Annotated in this window: 13 protein-coding genes; 3 read left to right on the top strand and 10 right to left on the bottom strand. The window is 66.2% G+C overall.

The genetic code is table 11. From position 1 onward, the window contains the following. Positions 1–53 precede the first annotated feature (53 nt). Together AC1DGE_RS06340 and AC1DGE_RS06335 are read left to right on the top strand one after the other, a co-directional pair. Positions 54–854 (top strand): acylneuraminate cytidylyltransferase family protein, encoded by an 801-nt coding sequence (locus tag AC1DGE_RS06340; RefSeq protein ID WP_476892254.1) that lies wholly within the window; start codon positions 54–56, stop codon positions 852–854. Beyond that, positions 851–1,645 (top strand): SDR family oxidoreductase, encoded by a 795-nt coding sequence (locus AC1DGE_RS06335; protein ID WP_476892253.1) that lies wholly within the window; start codon positions 851–853, stop codon positions 1,643–1,645. The genes AC1DGE_RS06340 and AC1DGE_RS06335 overlap by 4 nt, the downstream gene beginning before the upstream one ends. A gap of 25 nt (positions 1,646–1,670) precedes the next feature. On the opposite strand, the gene AC1DGE_RS06330 is transcribed toward AC1DGE_RS06335, so the two are convergent. From AC1DGE_RS06330 to AC1DGE_RS06315, 4 genes are all read right to left on the bottom strand, one after another. Next, entirely contained in the window at positions 1,671–2,702 is a 1,032-nt protein-coding gene (locus AC1DGE_RS06330; protein WP_476917098.1) for a hypothetical protein, read from the bottom strand. Positions 2,703–2,771: 69 nt separating this feature from the next. Continuing rightward, on the bottom strand, positions 2,772–3,668 hold the full coding sequence (locus tag AC1DGE_RS06325; protein WP_441417278.1) for a glycosyltransferase family 2 protein: 897 nt from the start codon (positions 3,666–3,668) through the stop codon (positions 2,772–2,774). Beyond that, positions 3,668–4,081, bottom strand: a complete 414-nt coding sequence (locus tag AC1DGE_RS06320) for a DUF2304 domain-containing protein (protein ID WP_441417277.1) — start codon at positions 4,079–4,081, stop codon at positions 3,668–3,670. The genes AC1DGE_RS06325 and AC1DGE_RS06320 overlap by 1 nt, the downstream gene beginning before the upstream one ends. Before the next feature lie 3 nt (positions 4,082–4,084). Continuing rightward, positions 4,085–4,858, bottom strand: a complete 774-nt coding sequence (locus tag AC1DGE_RS06315) for a glycosyltransferase family 2 protein (RefSeq protein ID WP_441417276.1) — start codon at positions 4,856–4,858, stop codon at positions 4,085–4,087. Positions 4,859–5,002: 144 nt separating this feature from the next. On the opposite strand from AC1DGE_RS06315, the gene AC1DGE_RS06310 reads away from it, so the two are divergent. After that, positions 5,003–7,072, top strand: coding sequence for a DUF6541 family protein (locus AC1DGE_RS06310; RefSeq protein WP_476917097.1), 2,070 nt, complete (start codon positions 5,003–5,005; stop codon positions 7,070–7,072). Positions 7,073–7,168: 96 nt separating this feature from the next. Here the strand turns inward: AC1DGE_RS06310 and AC1DGE_RS06305 are convergent, their stop codons facing one another. The 6 genes from AC1DGE_RS06305 to glf all read right to left on the bottom strand — a co-directional run bounded on the left by AC1DGE_RS06305 (position 7,169) and on the right by glf (position 15,198). Further along, positions 7,169–8,233, bottom strand: coding sequence for an ABC transporter substrate-binding protein (locus AC1DGE_RS06305; RefSeq protein ID WP_476908563.1), 1,065 nt, complete (start codon positions 8,231–8,233; stop codon positions 7,169–7,171). An 88-nt stretch (positions 8,234–8,321) separates the two neighbouring features. Further along, the gene (locus AC1DGE_RS06300) at positions 8,322–10,313 is read right to left on the bottom strand and encodes a DUF6541 family protein (protein ID WP_476908562.1); all 1,992 of its coding nucleotides are present in this window, start codon (positions 10,311–10,313) and stop codon (positions 8,322–8,324) included. A 40-nt stretch (positions 10,314–10,353) separates the two neighbouring features. Further along, the gene (locus AC1DGE_RS06295) at positions 10,354–11,106 is read right to left on the bottom strand and encodes an ABC transporter ATP-binding protein (RefSeq protein ID WP_441417852.1); all 753 of its coding nucleotides are present in this window, start codon (positions 11,104–11,106) and stop codon (positions 10,354–10,356) included. A 5-nt stretch (positions 11,107–11,111) separates the two neighbouring features. Continuing rightward, the gene (locus AC1DGE_RS06290) at positions 11,112–12,002 is read right to left on the bottom strand and encodes an ABC transporter permease (protein ID WP_441417272.1); all 891 of its coding nucleotides are present in this window, start codon (positions 12,000–12,002) and stop codon (positions 11,112–11,114) included. Beyond that, the gene (locus AC1DGE_RS06285; protein WP_441417271.1) at positions 11,999–14,014 is read right to left on the bottom strand and encodes a glycosyltransferase; all 2,016 of its coding nucleotides are present in this window, start codon (positions 14,012–14,014) and stop codon (positions 11,999–12,001) included. Before AC1DGE_RS06285 ends, AC1DGE_RS06290 begins: the two co-directional genes overlap by 4 nt. After that, entirely contained in the window at positions 14,011–15,198 is a 1,188-nt protein-coding gene (glf, locus tag AC1DGE_RS06280) for a UDP-galactopyranose mutase (RefSeq protein ID WP_441417270.1), read from the bottom strand. Before glf ends, AC1DGE_RS06285 begins: the two co-directional genes overlap by 4 nt. Positions 15,199–15,219: the final 21 nt, after the last annotated feature.

The following is a 15,219-nucleotide window of genomic DNA, read 5'->3' as shown; positions in this document are numbered from 1 at the left end:
CCGCAATCCGGCCACGCACCATTGCGATCACACGACGAGGTTGAGAAATAACAATGAACGAAAAACCGTCCGCGCCCCGCGTTCTTGCAGTCATCCCCGCCCGGGGAGGCTCCAAGGGATTGCCCGGTAAGAACATCCGGCCGCTGATGGGCAAACCCCTGCTGGCCCACAGCGTGGCCCTCGCCGCGCTGCTGGGAGAGAACGTCCGTTGCATCGTCTCCACCGACGACCCCGAGATCGCCGAAGCCGCCCGCGCTGCCGGCGCGGAAGTCCCCTTCATGCGCCCAGCGGACCTCGCCAGCGACTCCGCCCCGATGAGCGTTGTCCTCCGGCACGCCCTGGAGGCGATGGAGTCACTGGACGGCACGACCTACGACATGGTCCTGCTGCTGGATCCCACCAGCCCCACCCGCACACCCGAAAGCGTAAACGAAGCCATCGCGACGCTCGGCGGCAGCCCCGAACTGGACGGCGTGGTCGCGGTCTCCGAGCCGTTCTTCAACCCGACCTGGGTGGGCGTCAAGCCGCAGACCGAAGGCGGCATCGAACTCGAGCGCTACTTCGCCGAGGGCACAGGTGTGGTGCGGCGCCAGGACGTGTCCCGGTTCCTGCGCATCAACGGCAGTTTCTACGTCTGGCGGGCCGAATTCATCCGGCGGCTGGAGAAGAGCTGGTTCGACGAAGGCCGCCACGGCTACGCCGAGATTCCCGAGACCCATGCCTTCAGCATCGATGACGAGAACGAATTCCTGCTGGTTGAAGCCGTCGTCTCCGCCGGTCTGGCCCCTCTCCCCGGTTTCGACGGCGCGGGTAAGAACTCCCGCCAGACCCTGGACAAGGACCACTCAGCATGAGCAGCGCGCAGAACCTCTTTTCCCTGACCGGGCGGACCGCGCTGGTCACCGGTGGGGCCGGCCCGCTGGGGAGCGTCCTCGCGGACGCGCTGGCGGCCCAGGGCGCGGACGTCATCATCTCCGATATCCACGAGCAGGCGTGCCAGGAGGTCGCCGCGGGCCTGCACGACCGCCACGGTGTGGCCGCCCGCGGCATCAGTTCCAACCTGCTCGAACCCGACGGCACCCGGAAACTAGTCGAGGCGATTGACGGTCCCCTGGACATCCTGGTGAACAACGCCGCCTTCACCGGGACCTCCGGGGTCCCGGGCTACGCCGTGCCGTTCGAGGAACAGACGGATGAGGCGTTCGAGCTGGCGTCCTCCCTGAACCTGCGGGCACCGTTTTCGCTGGCCCGGCAGCTGGCGCCCAAGCTCGCTGAAAGCGCGGGGGCATCGATCATCAATGTTTCATCGATCTACGGCATCGTCGCGCCGAACATGGGACTCTACGAGGGAACCCGGATGGGTAACCCGGCCGCGTATGGCGCCACCAAGGGCGGCATCGTGCAGCTGACGCGCTATCTCTCCACCGTGCTCGCGCCCCGAATCCGGGTCAACGCCTTCGCCCCCGGCGGCATCGCCCGCGGACAGGACAGCGCCTTCACGGAACGGTATGAAAAGCTGACCCCGCTGGGCCGGATGGCCACCGAAGACGATTTCCGCGGCGTCGTGGCGTGGCTGGCCTCGGACGCTTCGCGTTACGTGACCGGCCAGACCATCGCCGTCGACGGCGGCTGGAGCGCCTGGTAGCCCAGGCACCCCGCCGCCCCGGGCCTTAGGGCCTCAACGGCTCCACGGCCGCCATCGTCGGCAGCTTCGGCAACGGCGAGGGCAGGTGCTGCAGCGGGTGGCGGATCCAGTGCCACGGGGAGAGCCCCTTCTCGGTTGCGTGCGCGCCTTCGGGGACCTTCTTGAGGCCGAGCACGGTCTGCGCTTTCGTCAGGGGGCCGCTGGCCCAGTACTCCAGGAAGGGAACCACTGTGTGTGCGTCCCAGCCGAGCAGCCGGGACAATTCATGCGGCGTGCGCATGTCCCCGCGGCCCAGCTCTGCTTCGGCGATCGACGTCAGCACGTGCTGGGGCGTGGACTCGTCGTAGAACTCCGGCCACAGATCCCGCATGACCAGGCCCGGATCCGCGGCGGCATTGGCGCCCAGCCGGAAGTCCGGACCGTAGATGGCGACGTCGGCCCCGCTGACCGCTGCGTACATGATGGAGGTCGACAGCCGGTTGGACACCACACGCTTCGCGACGGACATCATCCACAGGATCCGTCCGATGAACTGCGGGTCGCGGCGGTCCCCGGCACTAACCACGTCATGGCCGGCAGAGCGCCAGGCATCAAGGATCTCGTCGTTGTGGAGATCATCAATGTGGAGGCATACCGTCGCCGGGCCCTCCTTTTCGCGGACCAGCTGCGCGTAGGCGCCGTGGTCACCGTCCACCTTGAGCAGGGCCGTCCCGTGCAGCGGAAGTACGAGGGTTCGGTCGGTGCGTTCCGGGACGGCGCCGTTGGCGCGGGCGGCGTCAAGCAGGTAGAGGTACGGGGCGCCGATGGCGTCCAGCATGGGCGTGCCGTCGCTGAAGAAGTTGCCGGCGTCGTCCGGGCTCCAGCCGCGTGAAGAGCTGGTCCAGGAAAGCCGGCGCCGGGCCGGGCCCCAGCTGGCGAAGTCGCCGAACTGGGCCGTTACCGGGCTGCTGACGGTCCAACCGTGCTGGATGAGGCCGGACACGTGGCGGAGCCTGCGCGATCCGCAGTACAGGGCAAAGACGGCCGAGTGGCCGTAGTAGTGGTTCTGGATGTCCATGGGACTGAGCGGCACCTTAAGTTGTCGATCGGGATTACCACCGCCGCTCCCGGCGGCGGGCTCGGATGGTCAGGGCCTGACGGCGTGCGTGACCAGCTTGCGCAGGCCCGGCCACATTCCCTTCGAGACCACCTTCGGCGTCAGGGACACGGCGTTTAGCCGGGACGTGAGGTGCCAGCGCGCGGCGCGGGCGGCCGAGGACCAGCCCTTGGCGGTGAAGTCACGGACGCACTCGTCGAAGAACGCGCGCTCCTCGGCGAAGCGGCGGCCGTCCAGCGCCCGGACCGAGGAGTCGGACTCCCGGTGGCGGCGGTACTGGAAGCACACCGTGTCCACGACGGCCATCTTGCCGCCGCTGAGGGTGATGTCGATGGCCAGCGCAAGGTCCTGGACGACGTCGTACTGGGGACGGAAGTCATGCTTCTTGATGGCGTCGGCGCGCCAGGCAACCGACGGGAAGTACAGCCAGTCGCCCACCATGAGGCTTTCCGCGATGGCTTCGCCGGCGACGATCGCTTCCGACGCCTTGCCGACCAGCTTGTGGCGGAGGAACTGCTTGACGGAGTCACCCAGCGGCTGGTAGACGGAGCCGTTCTCGTCGATCACCTCGACGCCGGGCTGGACAATGCTGACTTCCGGGTCCTGGAAGGCCTTGCGGACCGTGCTGAGGTAGTTCGGCAGCATCAGGTCATCGGCGCCCATGATGACGACGATGTCGTGCTCAACCAGGCCCACGCACTTCTTGTAGTTGCCGTTGGCGCCGAGGTTGACCTCGTTCCGGTAGTACCGGACCCGGTCGTCCGCGGCCACGAGGCCGGCGAAGTATTCCGGCAGGGTGTCGTCCGGATAGCCATCGTCCACAATCGTGAAGCGGAAATCCTTGTCGTCCTGTGCGAGTACGGAGGAAACAGCAGCCTTCATCATGGCTACGTCCCCGTAGTACGGGAACATTACGTCAATTGTCACTATTTTCTTCTCTCGGTTGGCGGCACGGCGGAAGCCGTCTCGGCCCCGCCTGCCGTCGGCTGGATTGGTTTGGATTCCCGTTGGAGTCGCTCCACGGAGGATCGCAGGATGGCGACTTCTTCCGCAAGAATGCGGGTCTCATCCTCAAGGATGGTGAGTTCGCGGGAGACGTGCAGGCTGACGCCCACGAGCAGCAGGATCGCCAGCGCGAACAGCAGATTGGACGGAACGACGACGCCCACCAGCGCGGCCGCCCAGTTCAGGAGTCTGGGGAAGATACCCAGAATGATGGTCAGCGTGCCGATGACCAGCCACAGGATCGCGTACTTCTCCCGCAACCGGCCGTTGCGAAGCATTATGAGGACTACTGCCACCATCACGATGGACAAAATCAAGGAACCTGCAACGTTCATGCCTTAGGCACTTCCCTCTCCGGCAATGTCGCCGGACAGCGGCGCATGCAGTTCGGCCGCGCGCGGAGTCCGGCGTCGGGCCAGCGCGAAACACAGGACCAGGCCCGAGCGCGCGAGATAGATGGATGCTTTGATGGGCCCCTGGCTGGGGGTACCGGCCTGCCGTTCTTTCATTTCGACGGGCACCTGGGTCACGCGGCAGCCGGACTTGACCGCCACGACCAGCGAATCGATGGTGTCCCCCAGGTATTCGGCCGGGAAATGTGAAATGTACTGCCGCAGTGCGGTTTCGTTCGCGGCGCGGAACCCCGAGGTGACGTCCGTCAGCTGGGTTCCGGCGACCGCCGAGATGACCTTGGCGAGGAAGAACATGGCCCAGCGGCGGGGGCCCTTGGCTCCGTAGTTTCCCTTGCCGGCGAAACGGGCACCAATCGAGATGTCGGCATACTCCAGGCCGGCCAGGACACGGTCGATGTCGTGCGGATCGTGCTGGCCGTCCGCGTCCACCTGGATCACCGAGCTGTAGCCGTTGCGGAGGGCGTACTTGAATCCCGCCCGCATGGCCCCTCCGACGCCCAGATTAAAAGGCAGGCGGAGGACCGTGGCACCGGCTTCCCGGGCAATCCTCGGGGTGTCGTCCTTCGAGCCGTCGTCGACGACTAGGACATCATGCTGGGGGACTACAGCCAGGACTTTCCGGATGGTGTTGCCGATGGCCTCGGCCTCGTTCCAAGCCGGCATGACTATTAAAACGCCGGAACGCTGTGAGTTACCCATGGTTTGAAAGTATAGCAACGTGCCACTGCCGCCCCTTGCCCCGCTGTGCGCTGCCGCCTAGCGCGGCTCCGGCGCCCGCCGCCGGATTCGTGAGGCCGTCCGCATACTTGTAGGGTTGGCTCTGAAACTTAGGAGACTGGATCAATGACTTGGTGGGAAACGCTTCCTACGCTGGCAGCGACTGCGCTGGTTTACTTCCTTCCCGGTTTGATGATCCTGGCAGCTGCCGGTCTTCGCCGGTTGAACCTGGTGGCCCTGGCCGCCCCCGTATCGGCGTCCGTTTCCGGCATGACGGCCATCATGCTGCCGTACCTGAAGCTCCCTTTTAACCCGGTGAGCTACTTCGCCGTCAGCGTGCTCGCGGCGGCCGCCGTGGCAGTGTTCAGGCTGCTCCGCCGCCGACGCCGGTCGGCAGCCGGATCCGAGGCAGCCGGGACCCGGTTCGCCGGCTTCCTGGGAGCAAACGTCCCGCTCTCCCCTGCGGACACCGGGATCTGGCTGGCCCGCCTGGCCATTCCCGCCGCCGTCCTCATCCCTGCCGCGATCATCAGCCTTCGCTACATCACCGGCTTCGGATCCCCGGACAGCTTCTCCGAGACGTTCGACAATATCTACCACCTGAACGCGGTCCGCTACATCGCCGATACCCAGAACGGCTCGACGCTAACACTGGGCAACCTCACCGCCGCGTCCAAGGGCCTGTACCCGGCGGCCATGCACGACTCCATGGCGCTGGTCCTGATGCTCGGTGCCCCGTCGGTCATGGCGGTGGTCAACGTCGGAACCATCGTTACCGGGGCCATCGTCTGGCCGCTGGGCTGCGTGTTCCTGATCAGCCGGATCGTCGGCTACCGGCCGATGCCCCTGCTGGCGGCTGGAATCCTCTCCGCCGGGTTCAGCGGGTTCCCCTACCTCATGGTGGGCTACGGTGTCCTGTACCCGAACCACGCCGCCATCGCCCTGCTTCCTGCCGTGCTTGGGCTGGCCATCGAGGCCCTCGGGATGTCGCGCACTCCCCCGGGCTCGCCTCTGGCGCCTGTCCTGGCTCTTGCCGTCACCGTTCCGGGCCTCGCCCTCTCCCACCCCAGCACCTTCGTGGCGCTGCTCGGCTTCGCCACCCCCGTGGTGATCGGCCGCCTGATCCGTTCCTGGCTCGCTGCCAGGGAAGGGCTGGTCTCACGGCGGCAGCCGCGGTTCTGGCTGGCCTTCACGGTCGCTTACCTGCTCGCCACCACCGCTGTCTGGGTGGTCGCGCGCCCCAGCCTCAGCTCTGCCGGCTGGACCCCGTTCCAGACCAACGCACGGGCCATCGGCGAAATCCTCGGCAGCGCGCCCATGGGGACCACCACTGCCTGGGTCATGCTGGTCCTGACCATCGTGGGGCTGTACGTCATCGCACGCCAACTGCGACGCTACTGGTGGGTCGCCGGCATGTACGCCGCCGGCGCCGTGCTTTACCTGGTGGTTTCCAGCTGGAGCAACGGCTTTTTCCGCAATTTCCTCACCGGAGTCTGGTACACGGACAGCTTCAGGCTTGCCGCACTGCTCCCGGTGGTGACTCTCCCCGTCGTCGTGCTCGGCGCCGAATGGGTGATCTGGCGCGTCCGCGCCTTGACCGGAGCCCTGATCGCGACCGCGAAGGAACGGCCGGCAGCCCTTCCCCGGGCAGCCTCGGGCATGATCGGCCGGCTGCCGGCGTCCTCGGGCATCGCGATGGGCTGCGTGGTACTGCTGGCCCTTGGCCTCGGCGCCCAGGGCGGAACCCTCTCCACGGTCCAGAACCGCATCAGCACCATCTTCACCACGACGCCGACGGCCTCGCTGCTGTCGACCGACGAGGTCTCACTGCTCAACGAAGTGGCGGCCATTGTGCCCGAGGGCGACGTCGTGGTGGGCAACCCCCGGACCGGCGCCTCGCTGGTTTATGCCTTCTCCGGCCGCCGCGCCCTGGCCCCGCATATCTTCGGCATCCGTACCCCGGAGGAACAGCTCCTCCTTGACCACTGGGACGAAGCCGCCTACAACGCCGCAGTATGCCCGGCGATCAAGTCGCTCAAGGCCTATTGGGCACTCGACTTCGGCAACACCGAGATCACCCCGCGTGCCGAGCCCCTCGTGGGCGTCCGCGACCTGACGGACAACACCGCCCCGGGAGTAAAGCTCGTCAAGGCCGTGGGCAGCGCCCGCCTTTTCCGCGTGACTGCCTGCGGGTAGCGCCCTGCCAGCAAAAGAGCCAGGCCGGGGACGATGTCCCGGCCTGGCTCTTCGCTTTCCTGCGTACTACTACTTTCCGTACTACTTTCCTGCGTACTACTTGCCTGCGCTGCGCTGCTGTTCATAGTAGGCCGCCTTCGCCAGTTCCGGAACAATGTTCCGGCCGGCCCAGGCGACGCCCAGCGCGGATCCGGACCGCAGGGCCTGATCCTCGATCCCCGCAGCATAAAACAGGGAGGGCTGCTTGGCCGTCGTCAGCGCCGGGATCTTGCCGCCCGCACGCAGGGAGGCCATGTCGTCCTGACTGATGGAGGCCACCAGGATGTCCGCGGTGAGTTCATCGGCGCGTTCGTGCGGCCACACGTAGGCGACCGGCGACTTCTGCCCGCCGGTGGCACGGCCTTCTGCCTTGACCTTGGCCAGCGCCGGGGCCGGAGCGAGACCGAAATCTTTCAGCACGCCCAGCACCACGGAATCGTCAGGATAGACCTGGATGTCGGCGCCGTCCGCGGACGACGCCGCCGCGAACAGGACGGTGGTTCCCTTGAGTCCGGCGTAGTCGCGGACCGAATCCCTGACCGCCCCCTCGGTCTTGGCCTGCAGCTCGGAGGCAGCGTTGCTACGGCCCAGGACCTTTCCGATAAGTGCCGACCGCTGGCGCCAGTCACGGCCCGAATCCGCCGACTCGGAGAGCACCACGGGCGCGATCTCCGAGAGCTTGTCGTAGTCGGCGCGGGTGATGCTGCCGCCGACGGCCAAAATGACATCCGGATCAAGATTGCGGATGTCATCGAGCGGCATCGCGACTTTGTCATTGAGGAGGAACGGAGGGGCGCCGTCGACGTCCCGCATCGCGTCGGTGAACCACGGCGACGAGGCGGAGCCGGAGATCCCCACCGGGGCCAGACCCAGCGCGGCCGCCGTGTCGGCGTCTGCGCTGCTCAACGCCACGACGCGCTTGGGCGGCGCGGCTACCGTCGTCGTCCCGTAGCTGTGGGTGAGGCTCAGCGGAAACGCGCTGGCTGAGACCTCGACTGCGTCACTGCCCTTGGTCGAGCTGCAGGCGGGCAGCGCCAGGGGCAAGGCAACAATTGCGGCGAGGAATCCGCGCCGGCCGACCACCTTGCCGGTCGTTGGTCCATTCGGCGGCGTCATGGCCATGTTTGAATCCTCAGTATTTCGGTGGTGGACAATGGTGCGGGCCCGCTGGACAGGTCCGAGTGTATCGCGTGCAAAAAGGGCGGCCCGTTTACCTGCATGCGGTCAGTTTCAGGAGTTTGGCCTCGCCGTGCTGGTCGACCACCTTGGCCACGCCGGCCTTCTCAAGGTCGGCCAGGCCGGGCGCGGGGTGGTGCTCGTTATTGATTTCCTGGGTGCCGAAGTCCAGGACGTAACCGATGCCGAGCCGCGACACCGCGGGGCAGACGTCAGGGTCCGTCTTGGCGTTCCGCAGCCGGGCCAGGATGGTCTTGTCATCCGGGTTCTCGTTGCTGGTCAGGATGTGAAGTTGCATGGTGCGCCGGCCGGCCAGGGCGTAGGCCAGGGCGCTGCCGTTTCCCGGGTTCGAGGCGATGACCTCATCCGCCGGAACGTACTGGTCCAGCTCGGCCAGGACGGCGGCTTCATCCGAGGTGAGCAGCGGCGACTCCGCCGTCAGCGCATAGCTGCCGCGGGCCAGTGAGACCATGTCCGGAACGCTGCCCAACTGGGTGAGGACCACCAGCACCACGGCGCCGGCTGCCGACACCGTCGCCTTCACTGGCTTGCGAGACAGCAGCGGACTCCGCGACGGACCGGCGTCGCCGACGCCGGCTGCACCCGCGCCGGCCGCGGCGAGTCGGGACCGGAGCCATGTCCAGGCGGCGGTTGCCCCGACGGCGGCCGGCACTATCACCGCCACCGGCAGCAGGGCGGCCAGCCGGTAGCTGTCGCTGTACCAGGTGCCGGAGAGCAGGTAGCGCAGCCGGCCGGCGGGGAAGCTGGAGACGGCCACAAAGAGCAGCGCCGCGATAAGCAGGACGCCGATCAGCCACCAGTTGCGCCGCTTGCGGGCGGCCAGGACGACGCCGACCACCGTGAGCAGCGAGATTGCGACGGCGGGCGAGGTGCCCAGGGGCGCATTGCCCGCCACTTGTAGCAGCGCCCGCGGGATGGACTGAACCGGCGGCCAGAAGGCTGCCGCGAAGGATGGCCTGGCGAAAACCCAGAGGCCCAGCGCCGCCGCGCCTCCGACCAGGAGGGCGGCGCTCCAGGCGGCGGCCTTCGCCTTGTTCGCCGCCCAGTCCCGGCGCCATTTCAGGATCGAAACCACGTAGACGTACAGCACGGCGGGAGCCAGGAACGCCAGGAAGGCCAGGAAGGTGCTGGGGTGCGCCTGGGCAACGCCGGCCGAGGCGAGCCCCAGCACGACCAGTGGCAGCGGTCCCCGAAGCTCCGGAACTGCTGAAAGCCCCAGGGCCTGCACGCCCAGCGCGAGCAGGGCCGGCAGCAGGGACAGCGACAGCAGGTTCGGATAGAGGACACCGAAGTGGATCATCAGCAGGGGAAACGCTCCGAACCCGGCGGACAGGATGCCCGCGATGAAGGCGGCGTCCCTGCGCTGGCCCAGGGCCTGCTGGCAGAGGTATACGCAGCCCAGGGGCCATGCGATGGACGCGATGGCGACGTTGCCGGCGTTGACCGCGACGGGGACAGAAGCCATGGAGGTCTGGGCAATCAGCGAGATGAACGCATGCCAGCCCGCCGGATAGAACGAGCCGCCGGTCATGGCGCCGAGGGTCAGCGACGACGCCTGGCCGGTGTCCTCAATAAAACGGATGGCATTCAGATGGAAGATGTTGTCGAAGGTCTGGGAAATGTGCTCCGGGGACCCGATGACCTCCACCATCCGCGCACAAATGATGATGCCGCCGAGGCCGGCACCGCCAAGGGCCCACCAGAACCGCGGATCGATCCGCCAATCTGTTTGAAGCCCGCGCCATCGTTCCGGCAGCACGTGCCGGAGACCCACGGCCGCGAGGACAGCGACGGCGGTCAGGCCGGCGACCGGCAGAAGCGACCACGGGACTTTCAGGAACGGGGCCAGCAGGCCCGCAACGGACACCAGTGCGATTGAGAGCACCGGTGACAGCGCGGCAACGGCAAATGCCCGGAAGCCGAGGGCACGCCCGAGGACCAGTCCGGGCACGACCAGCACCAGGACGGCCGTCAGTACCGCGGGCAGGCTCGCAAACCAGGACATCTGTGGCAACTCCTCAAGAGATGGGGCGGCGGACGGCGGACTAGGACGCCGCGGCCGACCGGCGTCGCAGTTCCGTCACGACTTCAGCGACCGGTCCGTCCAGGACGACGTTGCCGTGCTCGAGGAGGACGCCCCGCTCGCAGACGGTGGAGACAAGGTCGAGGTCATGGCTGACGACAAAGAGTGTCTTCCCTGCCTCCGCCAACTCCTTGATTTTCGCGATGCACTTGCGCTGGAACGGTTCGTCGCCGACCGCAAGGATTTCATCGATCAGGAAGATCTCCGGGTCCGTGTGCACGGCAATCGAGAAGGCGAGACGCAGATACATTCCCGAGGAGTAGAACTTCACCTCGGTGTCGATGAACTCCCCGATTTCAGCGAATTCAACGATCGAGTCGAACATCTCGTTGATCTGCTTTTCCGTCATGCCCAGGATGGCACCGTTCAGGTACACGTTGTCCCGTCCGCTGAGGTCGTGGTGGAAGCCCGCTCCGACCTCGATCAAACCGGCCACCCTCCCCCGCGTCCGGACGGTACCGGCATCGGGCTGCAGCACGCCGGAGATGAGCTTGAGGAGCGTCGATTTGCCCGAGCCGTTGAGGCCGAGCAGCGCCACGGTCTCCCCCTGGTGGACGTCCAGGGAGACGTCCCGCAGCGCGTCGAAAACCTTGTACATGTCGCCCTTGCGCCCGCGGACAAACCAGACCAGCGCTTCCTTCAGGGACCTGGTGTGCCGCAGCACGAACTTCTTGCGCACGTCCGTGCACGTAATCGCCAGCATTTTTTCCTGCATGACTTTCACAGCTCCTGGGCAAAACGGACGGAAAGCTTGCGGAAGACCAGCTGGCCGATGAACAGGATCACCAGCGAGACGCCGAGCGCCACCGGCGCCCAGACCGAAGCGAGCCCGTGCATGACCGGGGCGGCCGCGACCTGGTCGGCGTTCAGGGTCGGGTACCAGAATCCCCAGTGGAAGATCTCCACCGCGACGGTCATCGGGTTCAGCTGGTACAGGAAGAAGTACGGGCCGAGGGCCCGCTCCACCATGGTCCAGACGTACAGGACCGGCGAGGCCCAGGTCACGATCATGAGGATCATGTCGACGATGTTTTCCGAGTCCCGGAAGTACACGTTGGCGGCTCCGAAGAGGAGTCCCAACCCGGTGGCCAGCACGCCGACGATGATGAAGGCGAGGACCACGGCGGCGAGCTGCAGGATGCTCGGGGCCCAGCCCGCCATCAGGCAGGCACCGATGAGCACCAGCGTCTGGGGCAGGAAGTGGATGGCGGATACCAGCAGCGTCGAGACCGGAAACAATTCACGCGGCAGGTAGATCTTCCGGATCAGGTCCCGGTTGTCGACGATCGAACGGGTCGAGTTGCCAAGGACCTCAACGAAGAAGTTCACCAGGATGATTCCGGAGAAAAGGTAGATCGCGTAGTTCGGGGTGCTGCCCTGGAGGTTCAGGAAGATGCCCAGCGCCACAAAGTAGACCAGGAACTGCATCAGCGGCTTGACATAGGACCACAGCAGCCCGAGGACCGAGCCGCGGTAGCGGACCTTGATTTCCTTGCGCACCAGGAGCTTGAGCAGGAACCACTGGCGGAACACGTCCCGCAGCCCTCCCCCTTCGCCGGGGGTGGTCAGCGGGGAAACCACTGTTCCGCCACCGGATGGAGTGGCGGTCATATCTTCGCCTCTCCCCTCTCCTGTTCCTTGACCGCGACAGCCTCGAAGGTTTCCCGCCAGGCCGCCTGGCCGGTGAACCCGGGCAGCGCGTCCTTGTACCGGCGGGCGTTGTTGTCCCATTCGGCCATCAGCTTCATGTGCAGCCGGACCGTCCGCAGGAGCATGCTACCGAACTGCTTCCGGTCACGCTTGTACCAGGACGCGCCGCTGCCGTCCGAGGAGGACACGAGGGCAGAGTCGAGTGCCGCGAGCCGCCACCAGCGCGCCTCCACAGCCGGGACGGCCACTTCGGGATTCGTCATTGCGTCCTCGCGGACGGGACGCAGCTGGCGCAGCAGCCCGGTGACCGCGCGAACCAGCGATTCCGCCACGTAGTTCGGTTCGTGTTCCGCATCCACTTCACCGGAGCGGAGGACACGCGGGAACGAGTGCAGGTCCGGAGTGATCCGCGCGTCGGTGAAGTCGGCGCGGGTTTTCCGCACCCAATCCAGCCTGTCCGCGATAGTCGCGTGAAGGTGCTCGGGTCCGCTGAGCACGTCCTCGAGCGCCTTGAGCCGGACTTCAACGGCGGAATACTGCATCGAGATCAGGTGCCGGACATCAACCGCGATGCTTTCGAACGGCATCCGGCCGCCCTTTTTACGCGGTGAGTGGCTCAGCGCCGCCACCCAACGGTTGCGCTGGTGGTAGTAGGCCTGCCAGTCGATGGTGTCGTCTTTTTCGCTCCAGGGCATGTGCCAGACGGCGGCGCCGGGCAGGGTCACCGTGGTGATGCCGTGTTCCTTGGCGCGGATGCCGTATTCGGCGTCGTCCCACTTGATGAAGACGGGGAGGGCGTAGCCGACCTCGCGGACGATCGAGGTGGGGATCATGCACATCCACCAGCCGTTGTAGTCGACGTCGATCCGGCGGTGCATCCAGGGCGTGGTGCGCAGGTTGCTGGCGCCGAAGTCGTGGGCCTCTTTGGTGTTCACGGCGGGTCGCCAGAAGTAGCGGGCGTCGTCGACCTGCTCGCCGTAGGTGTGCAGTACTGAGCGCTCGTACAGGTTGAACATGTGCCCGCCCACGATGGTGGGCGTCCGCGTGAAGTCCGCGAAGCTAACCGCGCGCAGGATGCCTTCGGTTTCGATGCTGACATCGTCATCGAGCAGCATGACGTACTTGCTGCGCCCATCCTTCAGCGTCTCGTCCATGCCGCGCGAGAAGCCACCGGAGCCGCCGATATTGCCCTGCTCGATGATCTTGAGCCGGTCCCCGAGAATCGCCGCCTGCTCCTCGAACTGCGGCTGGGCGCGGACCTTGTCGGTCCCCTGGTCCACCAGGATAAAGCGGTCCAGGATCTTGACGACGTCGGCGTCCCCGGCCAGCGTGCCGATGTGGCGCAGCGCGTAGTCAGGCCGGTTGAAGGTGGTCACCGCGATGGAGAGGGTGCCGGGCACGAACCCTTCGGGTTCGCGGACGGACCACCCGGCACTCCTGAGGGTTACCGGGGTGCCGTGGGCCACGAGGTCGAACCAGTACCAGCCGCCGTCGACGAACGACTTCAGCGGCAGGTCAAAGGTGACCTCTCCGCCTTGCGAGGCGTGGGTGCTGTCCACCCGGTTCGCCGTGCCGCGGGGGCTGGAACGGTAGACAATGACCGTTGCCTCGGCGTCGACGTCGACCGTCAGCCGTACCGTCTCCACGGCGGTGTGGTTCCGCCAGTAGCTGGCGGGGAACGCGTTGAAATAGGTTCCCAGCGAAACCCTCCGGAACTCCGGCAGCGTCATGCTGTTGCGGCCGGTGATGAAGCCGGAGTGCTGGGGCGAGGTAGCCGGAACCGTCGGGGGCGCCGAGATCCGACCCCGCCGGAGGGCGCGCTTGGACAGCTGCACCACGCGCTGGACCGGGTTGAAATCGACGTACAGCGGAAGGACGTCGGTGTCGCCGTCGACCGGCAGCACGACGCGGTGGACAGTCCGGAAGGGGCGCTGGTCTTCAGCCCGTGTCGATGCGTCCACGGCTACGCTCATGCGTCCACTCCTCCGCTTTCAATCTTGGCGCCGGCCTCGAAGTGCGGGCGGATTTTGTTCTCGAACATGGTCAGGGCGGAACCGATGGCCATGTGCATGTCCAGGTACTTGTAGGTGCCCAGGCGCCCGCCGAAGAGCACGTCCCGCTCGGCGGCCGCGAGGTCGCGGTACTTGAGCAGCCGTTCGCGGTCGGCGGCGGTGTTGATCGGGTAGTAGGGCTCGTCGCCCTTCTCGGCCGCGCGGGAGAACTCACGCATGATGACGGTCTTTTCCGTCTGGTACTCGCGCTCGGGGTGGAAGTGGCGCGGCTCGATGATGCGGGTGTAGGCGACGTCGTCGTCGTTGTAGTTCACCACGGAGGTGCCCTGGAAATCCCCGACGTCGAGCACTTCCTCTTCGAAGTCGATGGTGCGCCAGGAGAGGTCGCCCTCGGCGTAGTCGAAGTAGCGGTCCACCGGTCCGGTGTAGACGACCGGGATGTTGCCGACGACCTTGTCCTTGCTGTACTCGTGCGACTCATCGAAGAAGTCGGTGTTGAGCCGGACCTCGATGTTCGGGTGCTCGGCCATCTTCTCGATCCACGCGGTGTAGCCGTTCGTCGGCAGGCCCTCGTACTTGTCGTTGAAGTAGCGGTTGTCGTAGTTGTAACGCACCGGGAGCCGGGAAATGATGCCCGCGGGCAGGTCCTTGGGATCCGTCTGCCACTGCTTGCCGGTGTAGTGCTTGATGAACGCTTCGTAGAGCGGCCGGCCGATCAGCTGGATGCCCTTGTCGTTCAGGTTCTGCGGGTCGGTGCCCGCGAGCTCTCCGGCCTGTTCCTTGATCAGGTCCTGGGCCTGGCCCGGGGTCAGGTTCGCACGGAAGAACTGGTTGATGGTGGCCAGGTTGATGGGCAGGGAGTAGACCTCGCCCTTGTGGACGCCGTAGACCTTGTGCACGTAGTTGGTGAACGTCGTGAAGCGGTTGACGTACTCCCAGACGCGTTCGTTGGAGGTGTGGAAGAGGTGGGCGCCGTACCGGTGGACTTCGATCCCGGTCTGCTCCTCCTTTTCGCTGTAGGCATTGCCGCCGATGTGGTGGCGGCGGTCGATAACGACGACCTTCAAGCCCAGCTCAGTGGCGGCCTGTTCTGCGATTGTCAGGCCGAAAAAGCCCGACCCTACGATGACGAGGTCAGCGGTCACAAAATCTCCTGGTTCGAATGT

Source organism: Arthrobacter sp. 05N425, assembly GCF_056397125.1.
This window is presented reverse-complemented; position numbering and strand designations above follow the sequence as displayed.

Bases quoted from the DNA above. Each gene is read 5' to 3' on its own strand.
- AC1DGE_RS06320 (WP_441417277.1), bottom strand. From the start codon at position 4,081: ATGAACGTTGCAGGTTCCTTGATTTTGTCCATCGTGATGGTGGCAGTA.
- AC1DGE_RS06305 (WP_476908563.1), bottom strand. From the start codon at position 8,233: ATGGCCATGACGCCGCCGAATGGACCAACGACCGGCAAGGTGGTCGGC.
- AC1DGE_RS06285 (WP_441417271.1), bottom strand. From the start codon at position 14,014: ATGAGCGTAGCCGTGGACGCATCGACACGGGCTGAAGACCAGCGCCCC.
- AC1DGE_RS06290 (WP_441417272.1), bottom strand. From the start codon at position 12,002: ATGACCGCCACTCCATCCGGTGGCGGAACAGTGGTTTCCCCGCTGACC.
- AC1DGE_RS06315 (WP_441417276.1), bottom strand. From the start codon at position 4,858: ATGGGTAACTCACAGCGTTCCGGCGTTTTAATAGTCATGCCGGCTTGG.
- AC1DGE_RS06340 (WP_476892254.1), top strand. From the start codon at position 54: ATGAACGAAAAACCGTCCGCGCCCCGCGTTCTTGCAGTCATCCCCGCC.
- AC1DGE_RS06295 (WP_441417852.1), bottom strand. From the start codon at position 11,106: ATGCAGGAAAAAATGCTGGCGATTACGTGCACGGACGTGCGCAAGAAG.
- AC1DGE_RS06335 (WP_476892253.1), top strand. From the start codon at position 851: ATGAGCAGCGCGCAGAACCTCTTTTCCCTGACCGGGCGGACCGCGCTG.
- AC1DGE_RS06310 (WP_476917097.1), top strand. From the start codon at position 5,003: ATGACTTGGTGGGAAACGCTTCCTACGCTGGCAGCGACTGCGCTGGTT.
- AC1DGE_RS06300 (WP_476908562.1), bottom strand. From the start codon at position 10,313: ATGTCCTGGTTTGCGAGCCTGCCCGCGGTACTGACGGCCGTCCTGGTG.
- AC1DGE_RS06330 (WP_476917098.1), bottom strand. From the start codon at position 2,702: ATGGACATCCAGAACCACTACTACGGCCACTCGGCCGTCTTTGCCCTG.